This is a genomic window from Desertivirga brevis, from assembly GCF_017355835.1.
Genome location: NZ_JAFEWF010000001.1, coordinates 205,638 through 223,830 on the forward strand (window position 1 = coordinate 205,638; position 18,193 = coordinate 223,830).

General features: G+C 39.4%; 22 protein-coding genes and 1 pseudogene. 16 read left to right on the plus strand and 7 right to left on the minus strand.

Annotated features, from left to right (window positions below; genetic code table 11):
• Nucleotides 1-358: 358 nt before the first annotated feature.
• From J4N25_RS00840 to J4N25_RS00860, 5 genes are all read left to right on the plus strand, one after another.
• Nucleotides 359-1,819, plus strand: coding sequence for a hypothetical protein (locus J4N25_RS00840; protein ID WP_207420242.1), 1,461 nt, complete (start codon nucleotides 359-361; stop codon nucleotides 1,817-1,819).
• A 223-nt stretch (nucleotides 1,820-2,042) separates the two neighbouring features.
• Nucleotides 2,043-2,675, plus strand: coding sequence for a hypothetical protein (locus J4N25_RS00845; protein WP_207420243.1), 633 nt, complete (start codon nucleotides 2,043-2,045; stop codon nucleotides 2,673-2,675).
• Between the two features lie 62 nt (nucleotides 2,676-2,737).
• Entirely contained in the window at nucleotides 2,738-3,352 is a 615-nt protein-coding gene (locus J4N25_RS00850; RefSeq protein WP_207420244.1) for a WG repeat-containing protein, read from the plus strand.
• Nucleotides 3,353-3,875: 523 nt separating this feature from the next.
• Nucleotides 3,876-4,214 carry an SH3 domain-containing protein gene (locus J4N25_RS00855; protein ID WP_207420245.1) on the plus strand — a complete coding sequence of 113 codons (339 nt, stop codon included), beginning with the start codon at nucleotides 3,876-3,878 and terminating at the stop codon, nucleotides 4,212-4,214.
• Nucleotides 4,214-4,720 carry a YcxB family protein gene (locus tag J4N25_RS00860; protein ID WP_207420246.1) on the plus strand — a complete coding sequence of 169 codons (507 nt, stop codon included), beginning with the start codon at nucleotides 4,214-4,216 and terminating at the stop codon, nucleotides 4,718-4,720. The genes J4N25_RS00855 and J4N25_RS00860 overlap by 1 nt, the downstream gene beginning before the upstream one ends.
• Nucleotides 4,721-5,483: 763 nt before the next feature.
• Here the strand turns inward: J4N25_RS00860 and J4N25_RS00865 are convergent.
• Nucleotides 5,484-5,624, minus strand: coding sequence for a hypothetical protein (locus J4N25_RS00865; RefSeq protein WP_207420247.1), 141 nt, complete (start codon nucleotides 5,622-5,624; stop codon nucleotides 5,484-5,486).
• Between the two features lie 349 nt (nucleotides 5,625-5,973).
• On the opposite strand from J4N25_RS00865, the gene J4N25_RS00870 reads away from it, so the two are divergent.
• The 6 genes and pseudogenes from J4N25_RS00870 (at nucleotide 5,974) to J4N25_RS00895 (ending at nucleotide 9,467) form a co-directional block, all read left to right on the plus strand.
• A complete protein-coding gene (locus J4N25_RS00870) occupies nucleotides 5,974-6,135 on the plus strand; it encodes a hypothetical protein (protein WP_207420248.1) in 162 nt (53 codons plus the stop codon).
• 15 nt (nucleotides 6,136-6,150) lie between these two features.
• A pseudogene (locus J4N25_RS00875) lies at nucleotides 6,151-6,468 on the plus strand (DUF6265 family protein); the annotation flags it as partial.
• Between the two features lie 420 nt (nucleotides 6,469-6,888).
• The gene (locus J4N25_RS00880) at nucleotides 6,889-7,113 is read left to right on the plus strand and encodes a hypothetical protein (protein WP_207420250.1); all 225 of its coding nucleotides are present in this window, start codon (nucleotides 6,889-6,891) and stop codon (nucleotides 7,111-7,113) included.
• Nucleotides 7,114-7,117: 4 nt separating this feature from the next.
• Nucleotides 7,118-7,999 carry a HEPN domain-containing protein gene (locus J4N25_RS00885; RefSeq protein WP_207420251.1) on the plus strand — a complete coding sequence of 294 codons (882 nt, stop codon included), beginning with the start codon at nucleotides 7,118-7,120 and terminating at the stop codon, nucleotides 7,997-7,999.
• A gap of 338 nt (nucleotides 8,000-8,337) precedes the next feature.
• The gene (locus J4N25_RS00890; protein ID WP_207420252.1) at nucleotides 8,338-8,796 is read left to right on the plus strand and encodes a hypothetical protein; all 459 of its coding nucleotides are present in this window, start codon (nucleotides 8,338-8,340) and stop codon (nucleotides 8,794-8,796) included.
• A gap of 47 nt (nucleotides 8,797-8,843) precedes the next feature.
• On the plus strand, nucleotides 8,844-9,467 hold the full coding sequence (locus tag J4N25_RS00895; protein ID WP_207420253.1) for a WG repeat-containing protein: 624 nt from the start codon (nucleotides 8,844-8,846) through the stop codon (nucleotides 9,465-9,467).
• A 46-nt stretch (nucleotides 9,468-9,513) separates the two neighbouring features.
• On the opposite strand, the gene J4N25_RS00900 is transcribed toward J4N25_RS00895, so the two are convergent.
• Nucleotides 9,514-9,894: a helix-turn-helix domain-containing protein gene (locus J4N25_RS00900; protein ID WP_207420254.1), complete on the minus strand. Its 381-nt coding sequence runs from the start codon at nucleotides 9,892-9,894 to the stop codon at nucleotides 9,514-9,516.
• Between the two features lie 205 nt (nucleotides 9,895-10,099).
• Nucleotides 10,100-10,552, minus strand: a complete 453-nt coding sequence (locus tag J4N25_RS00905; protein WP_207420255.1) for a hypothetical protein — start codon at nucleotides 10,550-10,552, stop codon at nucleotides 10,100-10,102.
• 405 nt (nucleotides 10,553-10,957) lie between these two features.
• On the opposite strand from J4N25_RS00905, the gene J4N25_RS00910 reads away from it, so the two are divergent.
• Together J4N25_RS00910 and J4N25_RS00915 are read left to right on the plus strand one after the other, a co-directional pair.
• Complete coding sequence (locus J4N25_RS00910) at nucleotides 10,958-11,659, plus strand: SH3 domain-containing protein (protein ID WP_207420256.1); 702 nt, start codon at nucleotides 10,958-10,960, stop codon at nucleotides 11,657-11,659.
• Nucleotides 11,643-11,807 carry a hypothetical protein gene (locus J4N25_RS00915; protein WP_207420257.1) on the plus strand — a complete coding sequence of 55 codons (165 nt, stop codon included), beginning with the start codon at nucleotides 11,643-11,645 and terminating at the stop codon, nucleotides 11,805-11,807. Before J4N25_RS00910 ends, J4N25_RS00915 begins: the two co-directional genes overlap by 17 nt.
• An 84-nt stretch (nucleotides 11,808-11,891) precedes the next feature.
• On the opposite strand, the gene J4N25_RS00920 is transcribed toward J4N25_RS00915, so the two are convergent.
• Nucleotides 11,892-12,776, minus strand: coding sequence for a TraB/GumN family protein (locus J4N25_RS00920; RefSeq protein ID WP_207420258.1), 885 nt, complete (start codon nucleotides 12,774-12,776; stop codon nucleotides 11,892-11,894).
• 321 nt (nucleotides 12,777-13,097) lie between these two features.
• On the opposite strand from J4N25_RS00920, the gene J4N25_RS00925 reads away from it, so the two are divergent.
• The gene (locus tag J4N25_RS00925; RefSeq protein ID WP_207420259.1) at nucleotides 13,098-13,934 is read left to right on the plus strand and encodes a hypothetical protein; all 837 of its coding nucleotides are present in this window, start codon (nucleotides 13,098-13,100) and stop codon (nucleotides 13,932-13,934) included.
• A gap of 107 nt (nucleotides 13,935-14,041) precedes the next feature.
• Nucleotides 14,042-14,542, plus strand: coding sequence for a hypothetical protein (locus J4N25_RS00930; RefSeq protein WP_207420260.1), 501 nt, complete (start codon nucleotides 14,042-14,044; stop codon nucleotides 14,540-14,542).
• Nucleotides 14,543-14,855: 313 nt separating this feature from the next.
• Here J4N25_RS00930 and J4N25_RS00935 read toward each other — a convergent pair whose 3' ends face one another.
• From J4N25_RS00935 to J4N25_RS00945, 3 genes are all read right to left on the minus strand, one after another.
• On the minus strand, nucleotides 14,856-15,383 hold the full coding sequence (locus J4N25_RS00935; RefSeq protein WP_207420261.1) for an SRPBCC family protein: 528 nt from the start codon (nucleotides 15,381-15,383) through the stop codon (nucleotides 14,856-14,858).
• A 20-nt stretch (nucleotides 15,384-15,403) separates the two neighbouring features.
• Nucleotides 15,404-16,273: an SDR family oxidoreductase gene (locus J4N25_RS00940; protein WP_207420262.1), complete on the minus strand. Its 870-nt coding sequence runs from the start codon at nucleotides 16,271-16,273 to the stop codon at nucleotides 15,404-15,406.
• A 239-nt stretch (nucleotides 16,274-16,512) separates the two neighbouring features.
• Nucleotides 16,513-17,322, minus strand: coding sequence for a helix-turn-helix domain-containing protein (locus tag J4N25_RS00945; protein WP_207420263.1), 810 nt, complete (start codon nucleotides 17,320-17,322; stop codon nucleotides 16,513-16,515).
• 247 nt (nucleotides 17,323-17,569) lie between these two features.
• Here J4N25_RS00945 and J4N25_RS00950 point away from each other — a divergent pair, with 247 nt between their 5' ends.
• Nucleotides 17,570-18,154, plus strand: coding sequence for a Crp/Fnr family transcriptional regulator (locus J4N25_RS00950; protein WP_207420264.1), 585 nt, complete (start codon nucleotides 17,570-17,572; stop codon nucleotides 18,152-18,154).
• Nucleotides 18,155-18,193: the final 39 nt, after the last annotated feature.

The window sequence follows — 18,193 nt, forward strand, 5'->3', positions numbered from 1 at the left end:
CAATCATAGAGTGAAATTTGTAAAATTATCTAGTTATTAGGGTATTGGCCAATACACTAGCTTCCATTCTGGAAACAGTCTGCTGGCTTACCCCTAATTCAAACGGAAGGTATCTTGCTTCATATTTTTCAATTCACGAATACGACTAATTTTTCTTCCGATATGTGCGGGCTTTAATGAGGTTTCCATATCCCAAATATAGATTTTTTTCAGAAGTGTAATGAAACCTCCTTTTGCCTAACATATAAAATAAACAGGCAAATAGTAAGGCTGGTAGAATTGGTGCGAAATATATTTTTACTGCGCAAAAAGACTGCATACTGAGTATTAACCTTTGAACTGTCAAAATAATTAAAGGATGAATTTTAAGATTGAAAACGGGCTCAACAAGATTACCATTGGATATAATGATCTTGGAACTTATGTGAAAATCAGCAAGCCTGTATCAATGACCTGGAGCGACTGCCAAGGTTCGGTAGGGCAATATCTTGCCATGATGCCGCTTACCCCGGAAGAGAGAAAACTTATTTATGACCAGTTTCAACTTGATCTCTACGGAAATTTCAACGATAAGGAAGCCGAGTTATTCGAGGTGTTGCAGCCTTTGCTGAGACTATTGGAAAATGGAGAATACTATCTTGGGTATAGTGATGGTACAGCTAGGCCTGTTGTGCATAGTTCGAACGGAAACTATGAGCAGGGTTGGTATATTGCGTATCCTAATGTTGCAAATCCGACCAATGTTGAAAGGGAGAAAGAAAGGTATTTGGAACACCGGAAGAACTATGTGCTTGGTGATTACAGGGAAGATATGGTTAGTTTCAGTAGCAGCTGGTTGTATGATACCTGGACTAACGAAATCTTTATCGCAACACGTCCGGAAAAAGAATTGGATCCTAAGAGGGTAGACTATTTTGAGGAACGTATAAGTGCGGGTGAACGGCCTTTTATTCTTACATTATCTGCAAGTTATCTGCCGGAATATGAACATACCGAATCTTTTATCCTTGATGGCCATCATAAATTGGAAGCTTACCAGCGTCTGAAGATCGATCCTCCACGCGCAGTTCTTGTGCGAAACTTTCATAGTATGGAAGAAGCTGAGTTTGATCTTCCGGCTCTTGCCGATCGATTGTACCCGTGGCAGTTCAGGCATATTTTGGATAATATGGATAACAAATCGACTGTGTTAAAGCATTTCCTTGATAAGCCTGGGAATTCCTTGATTCAACATATTCGTCACGGTGAATTTATAGATCATTATGCAAATGGCAAGATAAAGTCGAAAGGGAATTTCGTCCTGGATGAACCTCATGGGAAGGTAACGGAGTATTATGACAACGGAAATAAGAAGGCCGAGAAACTATATGAAATGGGTCAGAGTGTGGGCTTATGGCGAGAATGGTTTAAGAATGGTCGTATAGAAGCTGAGTTTTCATTTATCGACGGCCAGTATTCTGGTCCCTATATTTCTTATATGGAAGACGGATCTGTAAGGGCAAAGGGAACTTATGTAAACGGACGGCAGGAGGGCTATTGCTTTAGCCGGTATATGCATACTGGAAAATTGGATAGCGAATGCTGGTATAGTAATGGGAAATTGATTGAAATAAAAAGTTACAGTGATGTGGGCAGTTTGGTTCGGCACGAGAAGTATTCTGAAGTGCAGAACAAAATGGTTTCTGTTTTATCTGCTCCTCAACGTGAATATTCCTACCAGGGATGGGAGTTGAACAATGGCGGAGACTTCAGTGAGCTTTGGCGGATATTGGCAATTGTTGCCCTTATCATCTGTGGAATGTCTCAGTGTTTTCGTTGATAGGACGTGAGATGTAAAATGACCCCTGCTATAAACGGCTGAATGGTCTTATCAATAAAGTAGTTTGCGTTTGATGAGGCGTTAATCAACGAGTCTGAAATTTCGGGCTCCTTCTTCAGAATAGCCGCATATTGGTATCTTTACCCATTCTGCTGAATTTCATAGCCTTCGATTCGTCCATGGAATGACAAGAGCTTATTCGGTGCGTTACACAAAACAAAAAATGAAAGTTTTTAAGAGTATTATAGTTACCTTTTTATTCCTTATCACAGTCCAATTGTTTGCTCAAACTCCTCAGCAGCTGGTTAAAGCTAGCTTTGATAATTACAAGAAGGCTATTTTAACCGACAATGCAAAAGCTGCCTTAGCAGAGGTAGATTCGAGGACCAAAAAATACTATCAGGAGCTACTGGTAAAGACTAAAATGCTCGACAGTGTTGGCGTGAACAAGCTTCCTGTAGTTGACAAGTTTACAGTGTTGGTTATCCGGCATAAACTTTCGAAAGAAGAAATCCTTAGAATGCAGGGCACCGATTTATTTCTATATGCTATTGAATCTGGAATGGTAGGAAAGTCGTCGGTTTCAGACAACTCTATAGGAAACGTCACGATCGCTGGAGATTTTGCAAAAGGACAACTTGTATCAAAAGGTAAAGCAGTTCCTTTTTTCATCCACTTCTACAAAGAAGATTCGAAATGGCGATTCAACCTTACTTCTTTGTTTCCCTTGGCAAATATGTCGTTTAAGAAATTAGTGGAAGATAGTGGTAAAACACAAAATGAGTTTCTGTTCTATATGATGGAACTTATGACAGGGGCAAAACCGGAGGCATCTGTTTGGAGGCCCGTGCAATAAATTGTAGCGTGGAAGAAATCCTTCTTTTTCCGATATTGGCTAATAGAAAGTCTATTAATGGTATGAGGTTTCGTAGAATAGTATGGTTACTTCTTCTAGTATTTCCTTTATGTGTACAGGGGCAAAGAAAATTTACCGTCAAATCTGTAGCGGCAAAGGGATGGACTCGTCAGTATTATCTGGTGGATGATAAGGGAAAAACGGTCAGAAAACTGGATACCGCAAGATTTAAGATGTTTTTAAGTGGATTTCGGCCAGGCTATTTTGCTGTTTTTAGTATTAAAGGCGTTAAGGGTTGGTCTGCGATAGATATTAACGAAAAGATATTATTTAAAGTTTATAATACGAGTTCCGGCGAACTTAGTCCTGACGAGTTAAGGGAAGGCAAAATCAGAATTGTTGATGCTTCTGGAAAAATAGGTTTTGCAAACTCTCTCGGAAAAGTTGTGATTAAGCCTCAGTTTGAAATTGCAAGCTCTTTTTACAAGGGTAAAGCCATGATTGGACAAAAGTGTAAGAATGTACCCTGGGATAAACACGAGGATGAGAGCAGTGCTTTTCACCATTATTCCATAGTGTGTCAGGAGCAGGGTTATATAAATTCTGAAGGAAAAGTGGTGTTAATTGGAAACTTTACCTACGAACAGATCAAGAAAAGAATCAAATGGAAAAGTTAGGATGAATAGGCGGTCCATAGGGAACGGAAATCATTACGAGGAGTTTAGATTGATTTTGTCGAAAGGGGAAAATGCGATGTTCTGGTAGGGGTATTGACTTGAAGCCATCAGCTCTGTCCTTATTGTTTTTTCAAAAAATTGTAAGGAGCTTTTGGATGGATAGAAACCATTTGTATATTGCATTTATGTGAGGCTAAGGAATCTAAACCGTTTTGTAGTTAATTGATTTCCCTTTACTTTAATTCATAATTTTTGTAGTAAGAATCTAGATCACAATGGCATCTTGTTATAACTGTGGCGCGCCTAAATCTTCTTTTAGAAGATATGTCAAAACAGGCTTTTCGAAAACTAACTATTGGGGATCCAGATATTCGGGAAGCAGCAGTAGAACTTACCATGGAGTACGGAGTCTTTGCGAAAACTGTGCGTATAATATTGATCGGAAAGCTGCGCTTCAAAAGCTCACTATCCAAATTATTATTACCATTATTCTTGTGGTTCTTGTTATTAAGTACAAAATGTAATGAAAGATTGGAATTATATAAGGAGGATAAAGAGGCGGGCCAACTTCCTTCTTTTGTTAAACATTGTTTTAGTTGCTATTTTGTTTCTTGCACCATCATCAAAGTCTTCTTCAGATGAATCTTCTTCTCTATCTGCTACCATAAATGCAAAGAGAGGCGTTAAGCTTAGAGTGGAACCCAATGTCAGTTCTAAAGATATTGTAACCATCCCTCCAGATGCCCGAGTATCTATTCTTTCTACTGATACAGTTTTAACTAACAAATGGGTGAGAGTGAAATTTAATAAGACAATAGGATGGGTATGGGGCGATTATATTAAAATAAAGAATAAAGAATAATGGAAATATCCGTAGAGATAACAAAAGAAGACTACCTAAACTTCAATAAATTTTATTTTCAAAAGAAAAAGTCCAAGCAGCGGTACATTAGAACAGGGATATTTTCTGTACTCCTTGCTCTATTAGTACGTGCTGATTACACATTCGACCTTGAAGCCTTTATACTTATTACAATAGGAACTTTTGTTTTCCAACTTCTGATGCTTCAAGTATTTCTGCCTCCCCTAATGAAATTAATGGGCCATACACCGGCAAAGAATGGATCGATCCTTGGTAAAAGAGTCTTTCGCATTACTGACGAGGGAATAACGGAGGAGTCTGAAAACTCAACCTCTTTTCATAAATGGAAGTCTGTAAAGTCTGTTGATGAAAATGATCGTTCTCTATTTATCTTCGTTGATACTATCGCTGCCTATATTATTCCAAAGCGCTACTTTGAAAACGACGAGCATTTAGCAAGTTTTTCAAAGCTCGTTGAGGAGCATGTGGAAAGGGCAAATCTGTGATAAGAACGTTAATGTGGAATTTACGAACTTTTATTTAATAACTTCGAGAAAAACGGCCTGGATTTGAACTCTGCTGAAAGGGAGTTAATTCAGTCATTTTTTAAAGCACAGAAAATACCGGAAAAACCGATATGTAATACAGCAAGGTGACGTATCCCGGTACGAAACTTTCGTCAACAAAGAGATGTTGCGACTTACCTTATGCTCAGTTCTTGCTCATACCTTGTTAACCCTTTGTTCAGTTAAACAGACCGGAAACGCAGTTTTACCTGAACAAAAACTGAACAAGTACTAGCGGAGAGCTGAAGAACCGCCATGAAAAAAAGAGGCAAAAAAACGTTTTGGGGTCCAAATGAGGTCAAAAAGGGGTCTTTGGAGCTTAGCTAATTCAGTTTCTAGTACTCGTTTTATTGCTTGTAATATCCCAATTACGTTCTTAAACCGGACGGCAATTAGATCTATAAATTTACATTTGAACCCAAATTGTCTCCACATATTGGAAAAGGGCTTCCTAAAACTTTAGCGGGTTATAAAAGAGTGATTCCTTCTGTGATTCATGGTAACGCTGTTTATCTGGATTTTAGGTATTTTGAAAAATGGTGACTCGGGATGTAGGTTTATAAATAACAGAAAAGCATCTAAGGTTAGTTAAAGTGAATTTAATGGGCACCAGCTCCGGATAAAGAAGCTTGGTCGGCTTCTGGGTTGCGGATACCATTAGATGTCACAAATTTACAGCAGATGCGCTACAGGAGTGGTTGACTTAGCCGCTCGCTTCATCTTCACTTTCATGTTTGCTTTTAGCTTTTTTTGCCTCGGCTTCAGCACGCTCTTTATGTTCTTTTTTTTCCTTAAATTCTTTTTGTCGCTGCTTCTTTTGTTGCTCTGCTGCTTTAGTACTCATGGTCTGACTGCTTTGGTAGATCTATTTAAAAAAAAGCTGGTTTCCCAAGGCCGGTTTAAAATGAAATTCTATAACAAAAACAACTTATGTGCCAATCGCAAGCTGGAGATGTAAAGTTGCGAAAAAGTATTAAAGGATTAGGTTCATTAGTTAGGTTTTGAAAAAGGACAACCACGGTATTTTGAAGAGTAAAGGAACCTGGAGTTGGTTTCGGAGGGTTATGGGATTTGTGTTTAGTTCCTTTGGGATTCTTGCAATGTATTCCTTGAGAGTCGGTGGAGTTACGACGTGAATAAATTACTCGTCTTTCGATAACGGAATTAAGTATATTTGATAAACCTCATGTCTTATGAAACAACATTCAACAAGCCTTACTACCATAACCCTCCTTTTTCTTTTTCTATCCCTGCATACTAAAGCGCAGGAATTCAAGGCAGAGATAAAAGACCTCAGCTTCATACAAGGCAAATGGCAATTAAAACACCAATGGGGAGACATGGAAGAATTCTAGGGTGCTCCAACGGGTGATAATATGCTCAGCAGCTACCGTTGTGTTAAAGATGGCAAAATTGTCTTTTACGAATTTGTAGTGATCGAACAGAAAGGGCAGGTACCGGTAATGTATCTCCGGCACTTTAACCCGGGAAGTGTTGGCTGGGAAGAAAAGGATGCTCCCAATCCTTATCCTCTCATTAGTTTAAAGAAGAACCACGCGGTTTTTAAAGGCGCAGATGGGACTGAGCTAAGTTACACATTAAAAGCCCCTGACAAATTAATGGTCACCTTGAAAGAAAAGAACAAAGAAGGGAAGGAAGAAATCACAATGTTTCCTTATTCCAAATAAAAGTGCCCTGATTCATTTCAGTTGAAGACCTTTAATATTTTCTTTGTTTGCAAGGCATCTGCCGGAGAATGCACATACCAAGTATCTTACCTACGACGGTTCTTATTAATCGGATGTGTATTAGCTCCTGAAGATTTATTTTAAAAGAGCATTCTTTATATGAGGTTTCCAAGGTCCCTTTATTTCTATTTAGAAAGAAATTTATCCTCCTTTTGACTTTGTAAGTAATATATCCAGGCAAATGAGTAAAACACCAGTATAATTGGTGGGGTACCGCTTTCACTCTGCCGAAATTAGTATTGCAAGGAAAAGGAGGAATTAATAAATACTCAGGGATGGTGAAAATGCAATAGGAATTCTAAGTATTACTAATTCCATGACAGGGAAGGAGATCTAAAATCAACAATAAATAACCTGCATATGGAACCCACATCGCAAACTGCTCTTAATCACACTGAATCTCCTAGAGGCATGAGCCTAGAGGAAGAAGTCTCTGGAGAAGGTAATAAAAAGCTAAATAAAGCCATCGAATCACATGTAATCTATCTATTGGAGGCCGCACCTGCGCAGATAATGAAAAGGGAGGGGGAATTTTTAGACACCGTGCAATTGATTCAGCAGGCCTGGCACAGAAAGGAGGAATAAGGGAATGGAAGCTGTTTATCTTTCTGAAGACCGCTCTAATCCACCTGCTAACTTGGCTAGCTTGCATCTGCTGGAAAACTTGCAGACTTTCCCAATCGCAAATGAGCTGGATCAGGAGCAAGCAGTTCTGGAGTTCCTGGTTCGTGTAGTAAAGCCTGATATGATATTTAGGGTGGAGAAGCGAACGGACTGTATTCCGTATTGGTACGATTTCGTGCTGGTGTTAGCAGGCACTCCTGGTCAGTCCTTCCGCGAACTTGAGCCTGTGCTTGATTTTGCAACTGCCTGCTGCGCTTCTATTTCCTGTTCGCTGCTTAATTGGGGCCAGCTAAAGGAGCTGCTATACAAGGGAGAGTTCTTTTACCTGACCAATTGTTGTTATCAGAACCTTGTGTACAATAGAACTGCTTCCAAACTTCCCAAAGTTTCTTTTGCTGCACTGCTTGCTACTAGGCAAAGAGCTTCAGCAACTTTTGAAGCAGGTAAAAAGCTTTCTGGTCTGTTTTTTCAGGGAGCCTGCATGTACGCTGCGGGAAGGGAAAATACCATGGCAACCTTTATGCTGCAACAAACTATTGAGCATTGTTACCGCTGGCTTACCCGCTCCTTTTACGGGAGAGACCAGAAAACGCATTCACTAAGAGCACTGAAGACTCATATCCGCCGCATTGCTCCAAGTCTTATGAATTACTTTCCGGATGAGACAGAGGAAGACAAGGAAATCCTGGATCTTTTAGAGCGTGCTTACCTTGATTCGCGGTATACTTCTGATTTCTTAGTAAGTGACAAACAGCTTGCTATATTGATGCAGGGCACAAAGGGCCTGTTGGAGGAAGCGGCAAAAGTGTTTGAGGAAAAGATGAGAGTGTTGGATATAGGGGAGTAGCCTTTTTTCTTACCCGTGTTCGGGAATGCTTGTAGACTGATTCGGAGTCCCTCCGTCTCTCAGACGACTCTCCTCCGAGTCTTGGCCGACTTTAGACGAAGCGCAGTAAAAGAAAAGTAAAAGCGTTCCCGAAGCGTTCCCGAACCAGTCTGGAAGAAGAGTAAAAGCGGAGTCGAATAAAAGACGAAGATGAGTAGAAGAAGATTAGTAGGGAACACAAGTGTGCCAGGGTACTTTATCTGAATGGCAGGAATAAGCTGAAAGACAGTACTAATATACAAATATTTCTATTAGGAACAATATATTTTACAGTTGCAATCAATTAGAAACAAAACGAAATGAAAGCTATTTTTACAATGATGAAGAAACTGATTTTTATTCTGCTATTGGTAGGTGCAAAAGGGGCTGTGGCTCAGATCCAGGCACCACCATCTTATCCACGACCAACGCAGGCAGCTACCGAAAGGATAAAATTTATCACCGCAGATAAGGTAGGCGAGCATATTGGTGATTCCGTCAGGGTTGCCGATTCGGTATACAGCACCCGTTTTATCGCTGGTAATACCCCCATCACTTTCCTAAACCTTGGCGGTAACTATCCTAACCAGAAATTAACCATAGTGATTAAAGGCGAAGCAAGAAAGAACTTTTCAGCAGCTCCGGAGGAGGTATATAAGGGTAAATACATTGCAGTTGAAGGCAACATCACGGAATATAAAGGTCGGCCACAAATGGAGGTTTATGATCCTCGGCAGATTCACTTTATGGAGAAGATGGCGGCGAGGGAAGTGAAGTGATAAATATTCTTTTTCCAAAATTGGCAATCGGAAAAACTATTAATGGTATGAGGTTTCTTAGAATAATATGGTTACTTCTTCTAGCAGTACCAATAGTTCTGCAGGCGCAACGAAAATTTACTGTTAAAGAAGTAGTTGGAAAGGGATGGAAGTCTCAGTACTATATGGTTGATGAAAAGGGAAAAACAGTTAAAAAACTGGATATGGCGAAATACACGATGTGTTTAAGTGGATTTAAGCCCGGCTATTTTGCAGTTTTTGGTATTAAAGGAGTAAAGGGTTGGTCAGCGATAGACATTAACGAAAAGATTTTGTTTAAAGTTTACAACACGAGTTTTGGTGAACCTAGTCCCGACGAGTTAAGGGAAGGCAAAATCAGAATTGTGGATGCTTCTGGAAAAATAGGTTTTGCCAACTACCTCGGAAAAGTTGTGATCAAACCTCAGTTTGAAATCGCAAGCTCTTTTTATAAGGGGAAAGCTTTGATTGGACAAAAGTGTAAGATGGTGCCTTGGGATAAACACGCGGATGAGAAAAGTGCTTGTCACCACTATGATATAGTATGTAAGGAGCAAGGCTATATAAACTCTGAAGGGAAAGTAGAGCTGATTGGAAACTTCACTTACGAACAGGTGAAAAAGAGAATACAATGGAAAAGTGAGTATGAATAGGGGTGTAGAAGAAATCTTTGATTTTTAAGCTCAAAAGCCAGCTAGTTCAATTACCTACTTTATATTCCTTAATTAATGCTTCCACCGGAATTTGTAAAAGTCGGCTAAATTTCCTAATCATGGTTAGAGAAAGAGCCTGCTTGTAATTTAAAACTTTACTTATAGTGCCCTTATCTCCATATTCCTTTGCCGGGTTTGCAGATTTATATCCAAAATCTTCCATTCTGATCTTTATCAGCTCTACTGGATCTACTTCAGGAAGATCATCCTGCGACTTTTTGTACTGTGAAATGAGGTGCGCTAGTAAAACCTTTTCTTTATGTTCATCAGAGCCTCTCGATGTGCGTTTGATTTGTTCATACCTGGAAACGGCATTGTTATAGTCGTCTTCAGATTCGATTAAATACCATTGTGGTTTTCCAGTCATATCTTTTTCTATTTAAATATTAAGGCCAAATCCATTCAGATCGTTTTAGCGTCCACTTTGTCGTACTCCTGGTGATATTGAAACTTCCTACGCCGGGTCGTTCCCGCTATTCAGCGAAAATTTCTCAGGGAAAAATAGGCTCCTTTGATAAGTTTTGTTACCTACTCTGTAAGCATATTTAATTCTGGTATCTTCTTTATGGATTTTAATATCCTAATCCCCACAGTGATTGCGCTACCTCCTTAAATAGGCTATAAGAAGGTTGGTCAAGTAAAAAGACTTTGGATTCGTTACGAAGGATCATAGCGGGGTTATCCTTTAATACTTCAGCGGCAAATGAAGCATCCCGTGCTCCAAGATCAAACTTTGTTCCTCCAATAATTATCCAATTACCACTATTCTTAGCCTTGTCGTAGTTCCTGTCTACAAAATCCTGGTCCCCAATATTAAGCGACAATTGACTAATAGCCTCTGGCTCAAACCTGATACGATTATCAAGGAAAAGCTTACTAAATGCAGCAATTGCACCGACAGGAAGAGTTAAGATCGCCACCAATAAAGTAAAGACACTCAGTGCTTCTATAATACCAATCTTAATTAGATCCAATACCCCTGTTAAGACTCCAAAAATGGCGAAGTTGATGATAGCGACGTTCACTATCTTATTAAGGAGTCTTTCTGTGTTTGATATAAATTGTAATGTCAAGGAAAGATTGCGGAAATTTTATGTTTATACTAATGTAGTAGAAAGTGTTGAAATTTAAAAGATATTGTCACCCATTTTTGTGCGGTGCTCAATATAAAAATTCCACGGAAGACATCGGCATATTTATGTATCTAAGGTGCCAAATCGAATATCCAAATCTACAAGTGCCTAACCAGGAAGGCCGAGTGTAGAATTTGGATGAGACTTCAAATAAGTACAGGGGCGTGCGCTTGGAAGCACCGAGGTCTTGTACTTGTAAGATTTGCTAAAGTAGACAGGATTATTGTTTTTGTTTGTCTACCTAAGTTTTTTTGACCCCTTCTTTTTCCGATATTGGTAAATTGAAAGTCTTTCACAATGATTCAATCAAGGGCCCTTCTACTATTGCTAGTTATTATAAACATCAAACTATCCTTTGCCCAGTTAGCAATAATTAAAGATCCGGATGGCTATGTAAATGTCCGGCAGGATAAAAGTATTGAAGCAAAAGTTATTGCCAAGCTGTTCAATGACGACATTGTTATGGTATATTACGAGCCGGGAACTTTGTGGCGGGAGGTTTTCAAAACCTCCAAGTTCGGGGACATACACGGTTATATAAATAAAAGCAGGCTGACTGAGCTTACTCAGCTTGAATCGATAGCTGGAACGAGTGCTTTTCGAAACCGAAATGGAAATTCACTTTCCATTACCAACGATACCCTGTCGTTTTCTATTTCACTTAAACCATTCAATATTAAAGCACACCAAATTGAAAGGACAAAAGAAGGATACGTGCAAAAGATAGATGGAAGAATACCCTGGGGTATTGATGGAAATCTCCCCAAAATGGAAATATCAGGAATTTCTTTAAAAATTAAGGGAAAACTTGTTGTCATTCCCCCCAGCTGCTACAAAGATTTATTTGAAATTGGGCTGGAAAGTCTGAATATCTACCACGACAATAGAGGAACTACCTATATTTATTTTCCTAATAACAGCGATGGAGCGGGAGGGTATTTTGGTACTTGGGTAATAAAGGGGGGATTGTATAAGAACAGGTATGTGGATACTCTTTAAGGGAGAAGGAACAAGAGCAGGACTAGTTGCAGCTCGTTCAAGAGGCCACTCCGGCGACCACAGGGATAATCAGACAATAGGAACGGGGAATCATTACCAGGAATTCAGACTGATTTTGTGGAAAGGGAAGAACCCGATGTTCTGGTAGATTTATTCTCCTGGTATAAGGATTAAAAGATTGAGGGATTTATAAATACGATCCCCCGATCCATGATCATTGCAGGTAGGTCAATTATTTTAAACTTACCGGCCTAAGGGTATACCCCGCACTTTTTAATAACTCAATTATACCTTCTTTTCCTGGTAAGTGCCCTGCGCCAACAGCCAGAAACACGTTTCCTTTATTAAAAAAATCTGGTAAAAGCTTTACCCATTCCTTGTTGCGGTCGGTTAATAATGTTTTTAATTGTTCTGCACTGGAGTCGGGGCTTTCGCGGATTAATTTTTCTATCTGTGAAAGGTTTTCTGATTTGTAAGCTTCAAATAGTTTTTTTGATTCATTTGCGTAGCGCTCATTGTTACGTACCGTTTTCAAAAGGTCTTTCTTCTGTTTCTCGATTGGTGTATTGAGCAATAATGCGGACTGCTTTTCAATAGTCTCGAGGCCGGCTACCTGTTTGCCAGTCTTTGCGCCTTCTTTTTGGAAAAATATATCCAGTCCGGGGTTTTCCGGACTTATATTCCCTGGAGCAATTTTTGCCACCAGGATGATTTGTACGGTTGCGGGCTTAAGGGCATTGTAAACAGATAGCGGTGCGCCTGTCTTTGCCTTCATTACAGCATCCACCTCTGAAAACTCTGCAGGCGAAAGTACTTCATTCAAACCTTTCCCCTGTAAGGTCATATAAGGCATCATTTTTTGAGCCATTGTCATTTCGTCCTCAATAACAATCTCTCCAATAACAAGCTTAGAGTTCTGAAATACCTTCATCAGGCCGGGTAAGGTGTCAGTGAAACTTTTTCCCATAAGGTGGTAAGTCCCGTACAGGTACGATTTTTCTTGTAAGCCTTTACCGCTTATTTCCCAGAGCAAACCATTTTCGGATGTACTGGATTGGGCAAAAGATTGTAGCGCGAATAGCGCCGCGATGATAAGATTTAATAGTTTTATTTTCATTTTTATTAATTGATGTACTGCAAGATCACCAAAGGTCGGCCAAAGTTCTGTTTCTACGGTCTCATGCCTGTTTAATAATCTGATCGAAGTTTTGATTATCGAAATTTGGCGAGCTCTGAAAACTGCTTCCCAGTAGCTAAGTTAGGGAAAAAGCATATACCTACTTTCTCCATTTGATATTTCACTTAAACGGTGTTGTATCGGTTTTTGCGAGCGATCTACTGTTGCTTTTTTTATAAAAACTCATATTTCCGGTGCTGGAAATAAGTAAATTATATAAATTTAGGGCTTTAATTCTAATCGAATTAAAGTTTGATGAGTATGAGACTAGCCTTTATTGCAATTGCAGCACTATGTTCTATTAGCTGTAAGCCTTCTATTGAAAATCAGTTGCAGGGTAAGTGGGATTTCTACAAGGTCGAGTCCAGGGCCGAACGCGAATTTGAAAACAGCGACCACTTATCGATTAAAGTATTTGATGGTGTTTCCTCGCGTATTTTTGCCTCTAACTATATGTACTTCGAGGATGAAAAGAAGTGCACGGGTATACTTGGAGCAGAGACCGGAAATTATTTCTCAGGTAACTGGCATATAGAACCTAAAGATTCTACTTTATATTTAACTATTGAGGGGAAGGACGTTGCTTTCTTTAAAATTGAAAATATTGTAGATGATAAACTATACTGTACTTTTAAGAAAGCGCAGAAGAAATATTCATTGATCAGTCTTGATCAAATCCTTGTATTTAAGAGATCGCAGGAGGGAAATGAAGATGAAATGTCTTATACGAAGCCGCAGTTCAACCAGTGGCGCATCAAACCGAAGACATCTGAAAACTTCAATCAAATTAAAGAGCGTGTAAAAGGTGCCCTTCGCTATTCTGCCCTTGTGTGTAAGCTTGGTATGAAGTATAAAAGCAGGTCGGTTTCTACAGCCACTTTCAACCTGCCTTTGAAATATTATTCTAACGGGGTTATGATGAAGCCTCTTGGGGAATGTAAAGATTGGACGGCTCTTTTCTATGATGAGTACGATGCCCTTGTAGGCTACAATATTGTTGTTAAAGCCATTAAATCTGATTTGATCGTTCCTAGACTAGACTCTCCCATGGAAACGAATGAATTTATATTTACAGAGTTGTTGAAAACGATGAATTAAGAAAAGTACTAGACAGCAGGAGTATTTTTTTAGGAGCAGGCATACTCCAAATCCTTTTATTTTCAATTTCACTTATAATAATAAGAATTGTTTTATTCTATGAAAAAATGCAACTCCACATACTAATCATTAGCACTCTTTTTTTATCTGCTTGTTTCTCTGATGATCCGAAGAGTACTTTCGCGGAACGGACAGGATTGACAATTAGTGAATCAACATCCAATCTTGTTGTTACTGATGGATATGCTTTTTTATCAGGCGAATATAGTATTGTATTTAGGACTACAAATAGCCAAATAAAAAAGTGGTTAGCTTCTGCGCCGCCTTGGAATAATGGGCGCTGGCATAAAGGAAGTATCCCACACAACATTGGGGTGGCCTGTCAGTTTAATTTCAAAGAAAGGGTTGGACTGGTAGAAACTGAAAAGGGTGAAAAGTGGTATTATGGTGATGATGATTTATCTAAGCTTCTTAATGATACTACAAACTATTTTAGTTATGTTGAGGATTGCTGTTCCAATGATAAAGGCCTGAGGTTTCATGATCGTCGTCTACTAATTATTCAACCTGCCACGAAGATGGTGTATTATAGCGTATGGGATTATTAGAGCTTGTTTGTAATTTAGAACTATACCTAAAGGAATGCGATCCTTGCCCTCACTTAAAAAATTGCAAAAAAGAATTTAAGCATAAAAACCTCTGCTGGTCAGCAGAGGTTTTCACACTATTAACAGTGGCATAAATTAATCCCAAGCCATAAATCCTTGATATGCAAAATACAGTATAGCTATGTAAAAGCTGTATTTGATGATTTTTTTGATGGCTTTGTAGGTTGCGAACAAATAGGGGTTGTACATTGATTTGTCGAAAGTTGTTTTTGGTGCTTGTTCCATTTTATTGATATTTAGATGATTAATTAGATTATTGTTTTTCAGCTTCGGCTTTCAGATTGTTCAGCCATGTTTGTAATGATTGTTCCAGTCCGTTTTGAAATTTAGCTTGCATTAATGTAACTAGCCATCCTTCCATGCTTTCCTCAACACGAACGACCGTATTGTCGCCGTCCTGCAGAAATTGCCAATTGTGAATGGCGAAGGCTCCTAAGGCTTTGCCTGACCAGCCAATTTTCTGGGCGGGTATTGCGGTATGTAAGGTTGAATGAATAGTTAATCCACCACTTTTCCAATCAAAGCTGCTGCCTTTTGCAAATGGTCCTGTTAATATAGGCTCTTGGACGTCATTGTGCCATTCATCCCAATGATCTATTTCACTCATAATTTTATAGACCTTCTGTGGCGAGGCATTTATTGTTATTTGCTGGTAGGTCTTTACCGGTGCATCGGGGTTAATGGATTCAGATACAGTATATGAACTGAAGATTTCTAGACCGACGATGGTAATTGCTAGTAAACCGATGGCTGCAAGCGAAACGTATAGTAACTTTTTCATTTCTTTTTTACGGGTTAGGGTTAATTGAAGAAGTTCTTATAATCGTTTACAAACTGCTCGAAGCTGGCGGCAGGATGTCCCGTGATCTCAGGCACTGTATCAAAAACTTCTGAGGCTTCTCCTCTTGCATAGTGCGCGTAATCCTCAATGAGACCACCTACCTGCCATTCCGGAAAACCGGCAGCAGTTAATGCCCCTTGCATTTGTTCGGGACTTATATCTACATAGGTAATTTCGGTTCCCAGTACACGTGAGAAGATTTCGGCCATTTGGAAATGGGTAAGTGCTTCTGGTCCCGTAATGTTATAGATCTTATTTTCATGGTCAGGTTCAGTTAAAGCTTTTGCAGCTACCTCTGCTATATCCCTAATATCGACTGCGCTTACACTGGCGTTCCCTAAAGAGCCATAAAATTTCCGTTCCTTTCTTATATAGTGGCTGAATGCTGTAAATCCCTGCATAAATAGATTTGGACGCAGAAAGGTGTAATTCATGCCTAGCTCTTTGATCCTATTTTCGACGACCGCATGATATCGAAGAAAGCGTACCGGTGAAGCTTCATCAGCGGCTAGCTGCGATAGCTTTACAATTTGTTTAACGCCGACCTTATGCGCTGCGTTTACAAAGTTTAACTGGAGTTGCTCGGCGTTTTCTGATGAGTTAGTTAATAGAAATGCATTGTCAATGCCCTGCAACTCTTTCTCCAAGCTCTCGTTGTCGGCTAGATCACCAACGATTATCTGGGCTTGAGGTAAATGAGCCATTAAATCACCTTGTTCTTTATTCCGGACAAGTACTTTGAAAGAAGCTTTCAAATTCACTAATTTCTTTACGAGTTGCGTTCCTACGCTTCCTGTTGCTCCTGTAATTAAAAGATTTGTTTGTTCCATGATCTTGTTTTTTGATACTGTAAAATTCGGTTTAGTTGAAGAGGCAGAATTGTAAGAAAACGAAATGGGAACAGACCGGAACTAATTGGCCAAGCTCTAATTAAAATTGCGAGGGGTGGTATTGCGGGATTACCTTGGTAGATAAAAACAAGGTTTCGTGTTGTAGATGTCTAGAAATATCTTCGGGTGATTGCAATGCAATTAAAGGGTAGAGGGCATGGTGTCGATTCTGTGAGAGGTTAGCTCCTGGGATTACAGATTGCTTCCTGGAATTTGAGATATTTTGAGGGACTAATCCGCAAGTAATGGTTAAAATCTTTGATCAGCTGGCTTTGATCATAATAACCACATTGATCAATGATCTCAAACCAATCAACCTTAGTGTTTTCACATGAAATGGTCTGAACCATTTGTATCGCTTTTAAGAACCGGGAGTAACGATACATTTCTTTCGAACTGTATCCAAAATGCTTTTTATGATTGACTTGTATATACCTCTCAGATAATTTATTCTTTCTGGAGATTTCTTTTATCGGACTGAAGGTGGTACGGTCAAATTGGGCAAGCTGTTCGGCAATCTCATTCCGGTTTCTTAAATAAGGTTTGGCGAAATCCAGTACCTTTTGAATCCGGTCAGTGTTGCTATCAATATCTTTTATTTCAGACCATAATGTAGTGAAGCAATCTTGGCTTATTAATTCGTCGGGGTGAACGGACAGCCCTTGGGTAAGATCTGCATTTCCGAAAAATCTAAAAAAGGCATCGTCTTTGAAATTGCAAACTAATATCTCTGCACCAATTGGCAATATATAGTTAAATGCTTGTTTTATAGGACCCAGGACTATGCACCTTTCAACCGTAATGAGCTCTCCGGTTTGGGAAATAAAGGATGCAGGAAGTCCAAAATTGAAAATCATGATGGTTTGGTACGAAGGCAATAATGTTTTTTCGATTACTTCACCCGACTTATTCTCGGCGCAATAAAAATGAGAAAAAACATCTTTAAAGTCTGGCAGAGTCGAGATTCGGCAACTAGTATAACCTTCCATGTTTTCCAATCTACTGAAAAATAAAGCGTTTGAAATTCTAAAAAACGAATAGGCAGTTCTTTTAGCATTGCAAAATAAAGGCTTTTTTCAATAGCAAAGAAGCCAATGAATATTTTATTTTGACAAGGGATACGGTAAAAAGGCGAAGAAGTAGCACTTATGTAAATTCGGAAACATTACCGGGGAGGAATGGTAAGAAAACGAAGCGGCGGATTATGTCCATTTTGTTATTTTTACCTGCAACCTTATGTACGAACTGCTATTTAATAACTTCGAGAAAAACGGACTGGACTTGGACACTGCTGAAAGGGAGTTGATTCAGTCATTTTTCAAGCACAGGAAATACCGGAAAAACCAGTATGTAGTACAGCAGGGTGACGTATCCAAGTACGAAACCTTTGTCAACAAAGGTATGTTGAGGACGTACCTGGTGGACGATATAGGGCAGGAGCATACGATGAAGTTTAGTCCCGAAGACTGGTGGGCCGGCGACTTGTATAGCTTTACAACTGGTAACCCAAGCAGTTATAATGTGCAGTGCCTGGAGGATACGGAAGTACTGCAGATCTCGCAGCCGGACATGGAGCTTTTATTTGCAAGGGTTCCGAAAATGAACCTTTATTTCAGGATACTTTATCGCAATTCAGTAATAGCGTATAACAGGAGGGTTGCAGCAACACTATGTAACACTGCCCTTGAAAGATATTTGGAGTTTTTGAATAAGTATCCTCATATTCAGCAACGTGTACCTAATCATTTGATAGCCTCTTATCTCGGTATTGCTCCCCAAAGCCTAAGCCGGATACGGAAGCAGGTGCTGGTAAAAAGTTAACCTAGGTTAACAAAATTTCTTAACCTGGGCGTTCGCCCA

Coding starts and splice junctions, on each gene's coding strand:
- J4N25_RS00840 (WP_207420242.1), top strand. CDS start 359: ATGAATTTTAAGATTGAAAACGGGCTCAACAAGATTACCATTGGATAT.
- J4N25_RS00845 (WP_207420243.1), top strand. CDS start 2,043: ATGAAAGTTTTTAAGAGTATTATAGTTACCTTTTTATTCCTTATCACA.
- J4N25_RS00850 (WP_207420244.1), top strand. CDS start 2,738: ATGAGGTTTCGTAGAATAGTATGGTTACTTCTTCTAGTATTTCCTTTA.
- J4N25_RS00855 (WP_207420245.1), top strand. CDS start 3,876: ATGAAAGATTGGAATTATATAAGGAGGATAAAGAGGCGGGCCAACTTC.
- J4N25_RS00860 (WP_207420246.1), top strand. CDS start 4,214: ATGGAAATATCCGTAGAGATAACAAAAGAAGACTACCTAAACTTCAAT.
- J4N25_RS00865 (WP_207420247.1), bottom strand. CDS start 5,624: ATGAGTACTAAAGCAGCAGAGCAACAAAAGAAGCAGCGACAAAAAGAA.
- J4N25_RS00870 (WP_207420248.1), top strand. CDS start 5,974: ATGAAACAACATTCAACAAGCCTTACTACCATAACCCTCCTTTTTCTT.
- J4N25_RS00880 (WP_207420250.1), top strand. CDS start 6,889: ATGGAACCCACATCGCAAACTGCTCTTAATCACACTGAATCTCCTAGA.
- J4N25_RS00885 (WP_207420251.1), top strand. CDS start 7,118: ATGGAAGCTGTTTATCTTTCTGAAGACCGCTCTAATCCACCTGCTAAC.
- J4N25_RS00890 (WP_207420252.1), top strand. CDS start 8,338: ATGAAAGCTATTTTTACAATGATGAAGAAACTGATTTTTATTCTGCTA.
- J4N25_RS00895 (WP_207420253.1), top strand. CDS start 8,844: ATGAGGTTTCTTAGAATAATATGGTTACTTCTTCTAGCAGTACCAATA.
- J4N25_RS00900 (WP_207420254.1), bottom strand. CDS start 9,894: ATGACTGGAAAACCACAATGGTATTTAATCGAATCTGAAGACGACTAT.
- J4N25_RS00910 (WP_207420256.1), top strand. CDS start 10,958: ATGATTCAATCAAGGGCCCTTCTACTATTGCTAGTTATTATAAACATC.
- J4N25_RS00915 (WP_207420257.1), top strand. CDS start 11,643: ATGTGGATACTCTTTAAGGGAGAAGGAACAAGAGCAGGACTAGTTGCA.
- J4N25_RS00920 (WP_207420258.1), bottom strand. CDS start 12,776: ATGAAAATAAAACTATTAAATCTTATCATCGCGGCGCTATTCGCGCTA.
- J4N25_RS00925 (WP_207420259.1), top strand. CDS start 13,098: ATGAGACTAGCCTTTATTGCAATTGCAGCACTATGTTCTATTAGCTGT.
- J4N25_RS00930 (WP_207420260.1), top strand. CDS start 14,042: ATGCAACTCCACATACTAATCATTAGCACTCTTTTTTTATCTGCTTGT.
- J4N25_RS00935 (WP_207420261.1), bottom strand. CDS start 15,383: ATGAAAAAGTTACTATACGTTTCGCTTGCAGCCATCGGTTTACTAGCA.
- J4N25_RS00940 (WP_207420262.1), bottom strand. CDS start 16,273: ATGGAACAAACAAATCTTTTAATTACAGGAGCAACAGGAAGCGTAGGA.
- J4N25_RS00945 (WP_207420263.1), bottom strand. CDS start 17,322: ATGGAAGGTTATACTAGTTGCCGAATCTCGACTCTGCCAGACTTTAAA.
- J4N25_RS00950 (WP_207420264.1), top strand. CDS start 17,570: ATGTACGAACTGCTATTTAATAACTTCGAGAAAAACGGACTGGACTTG.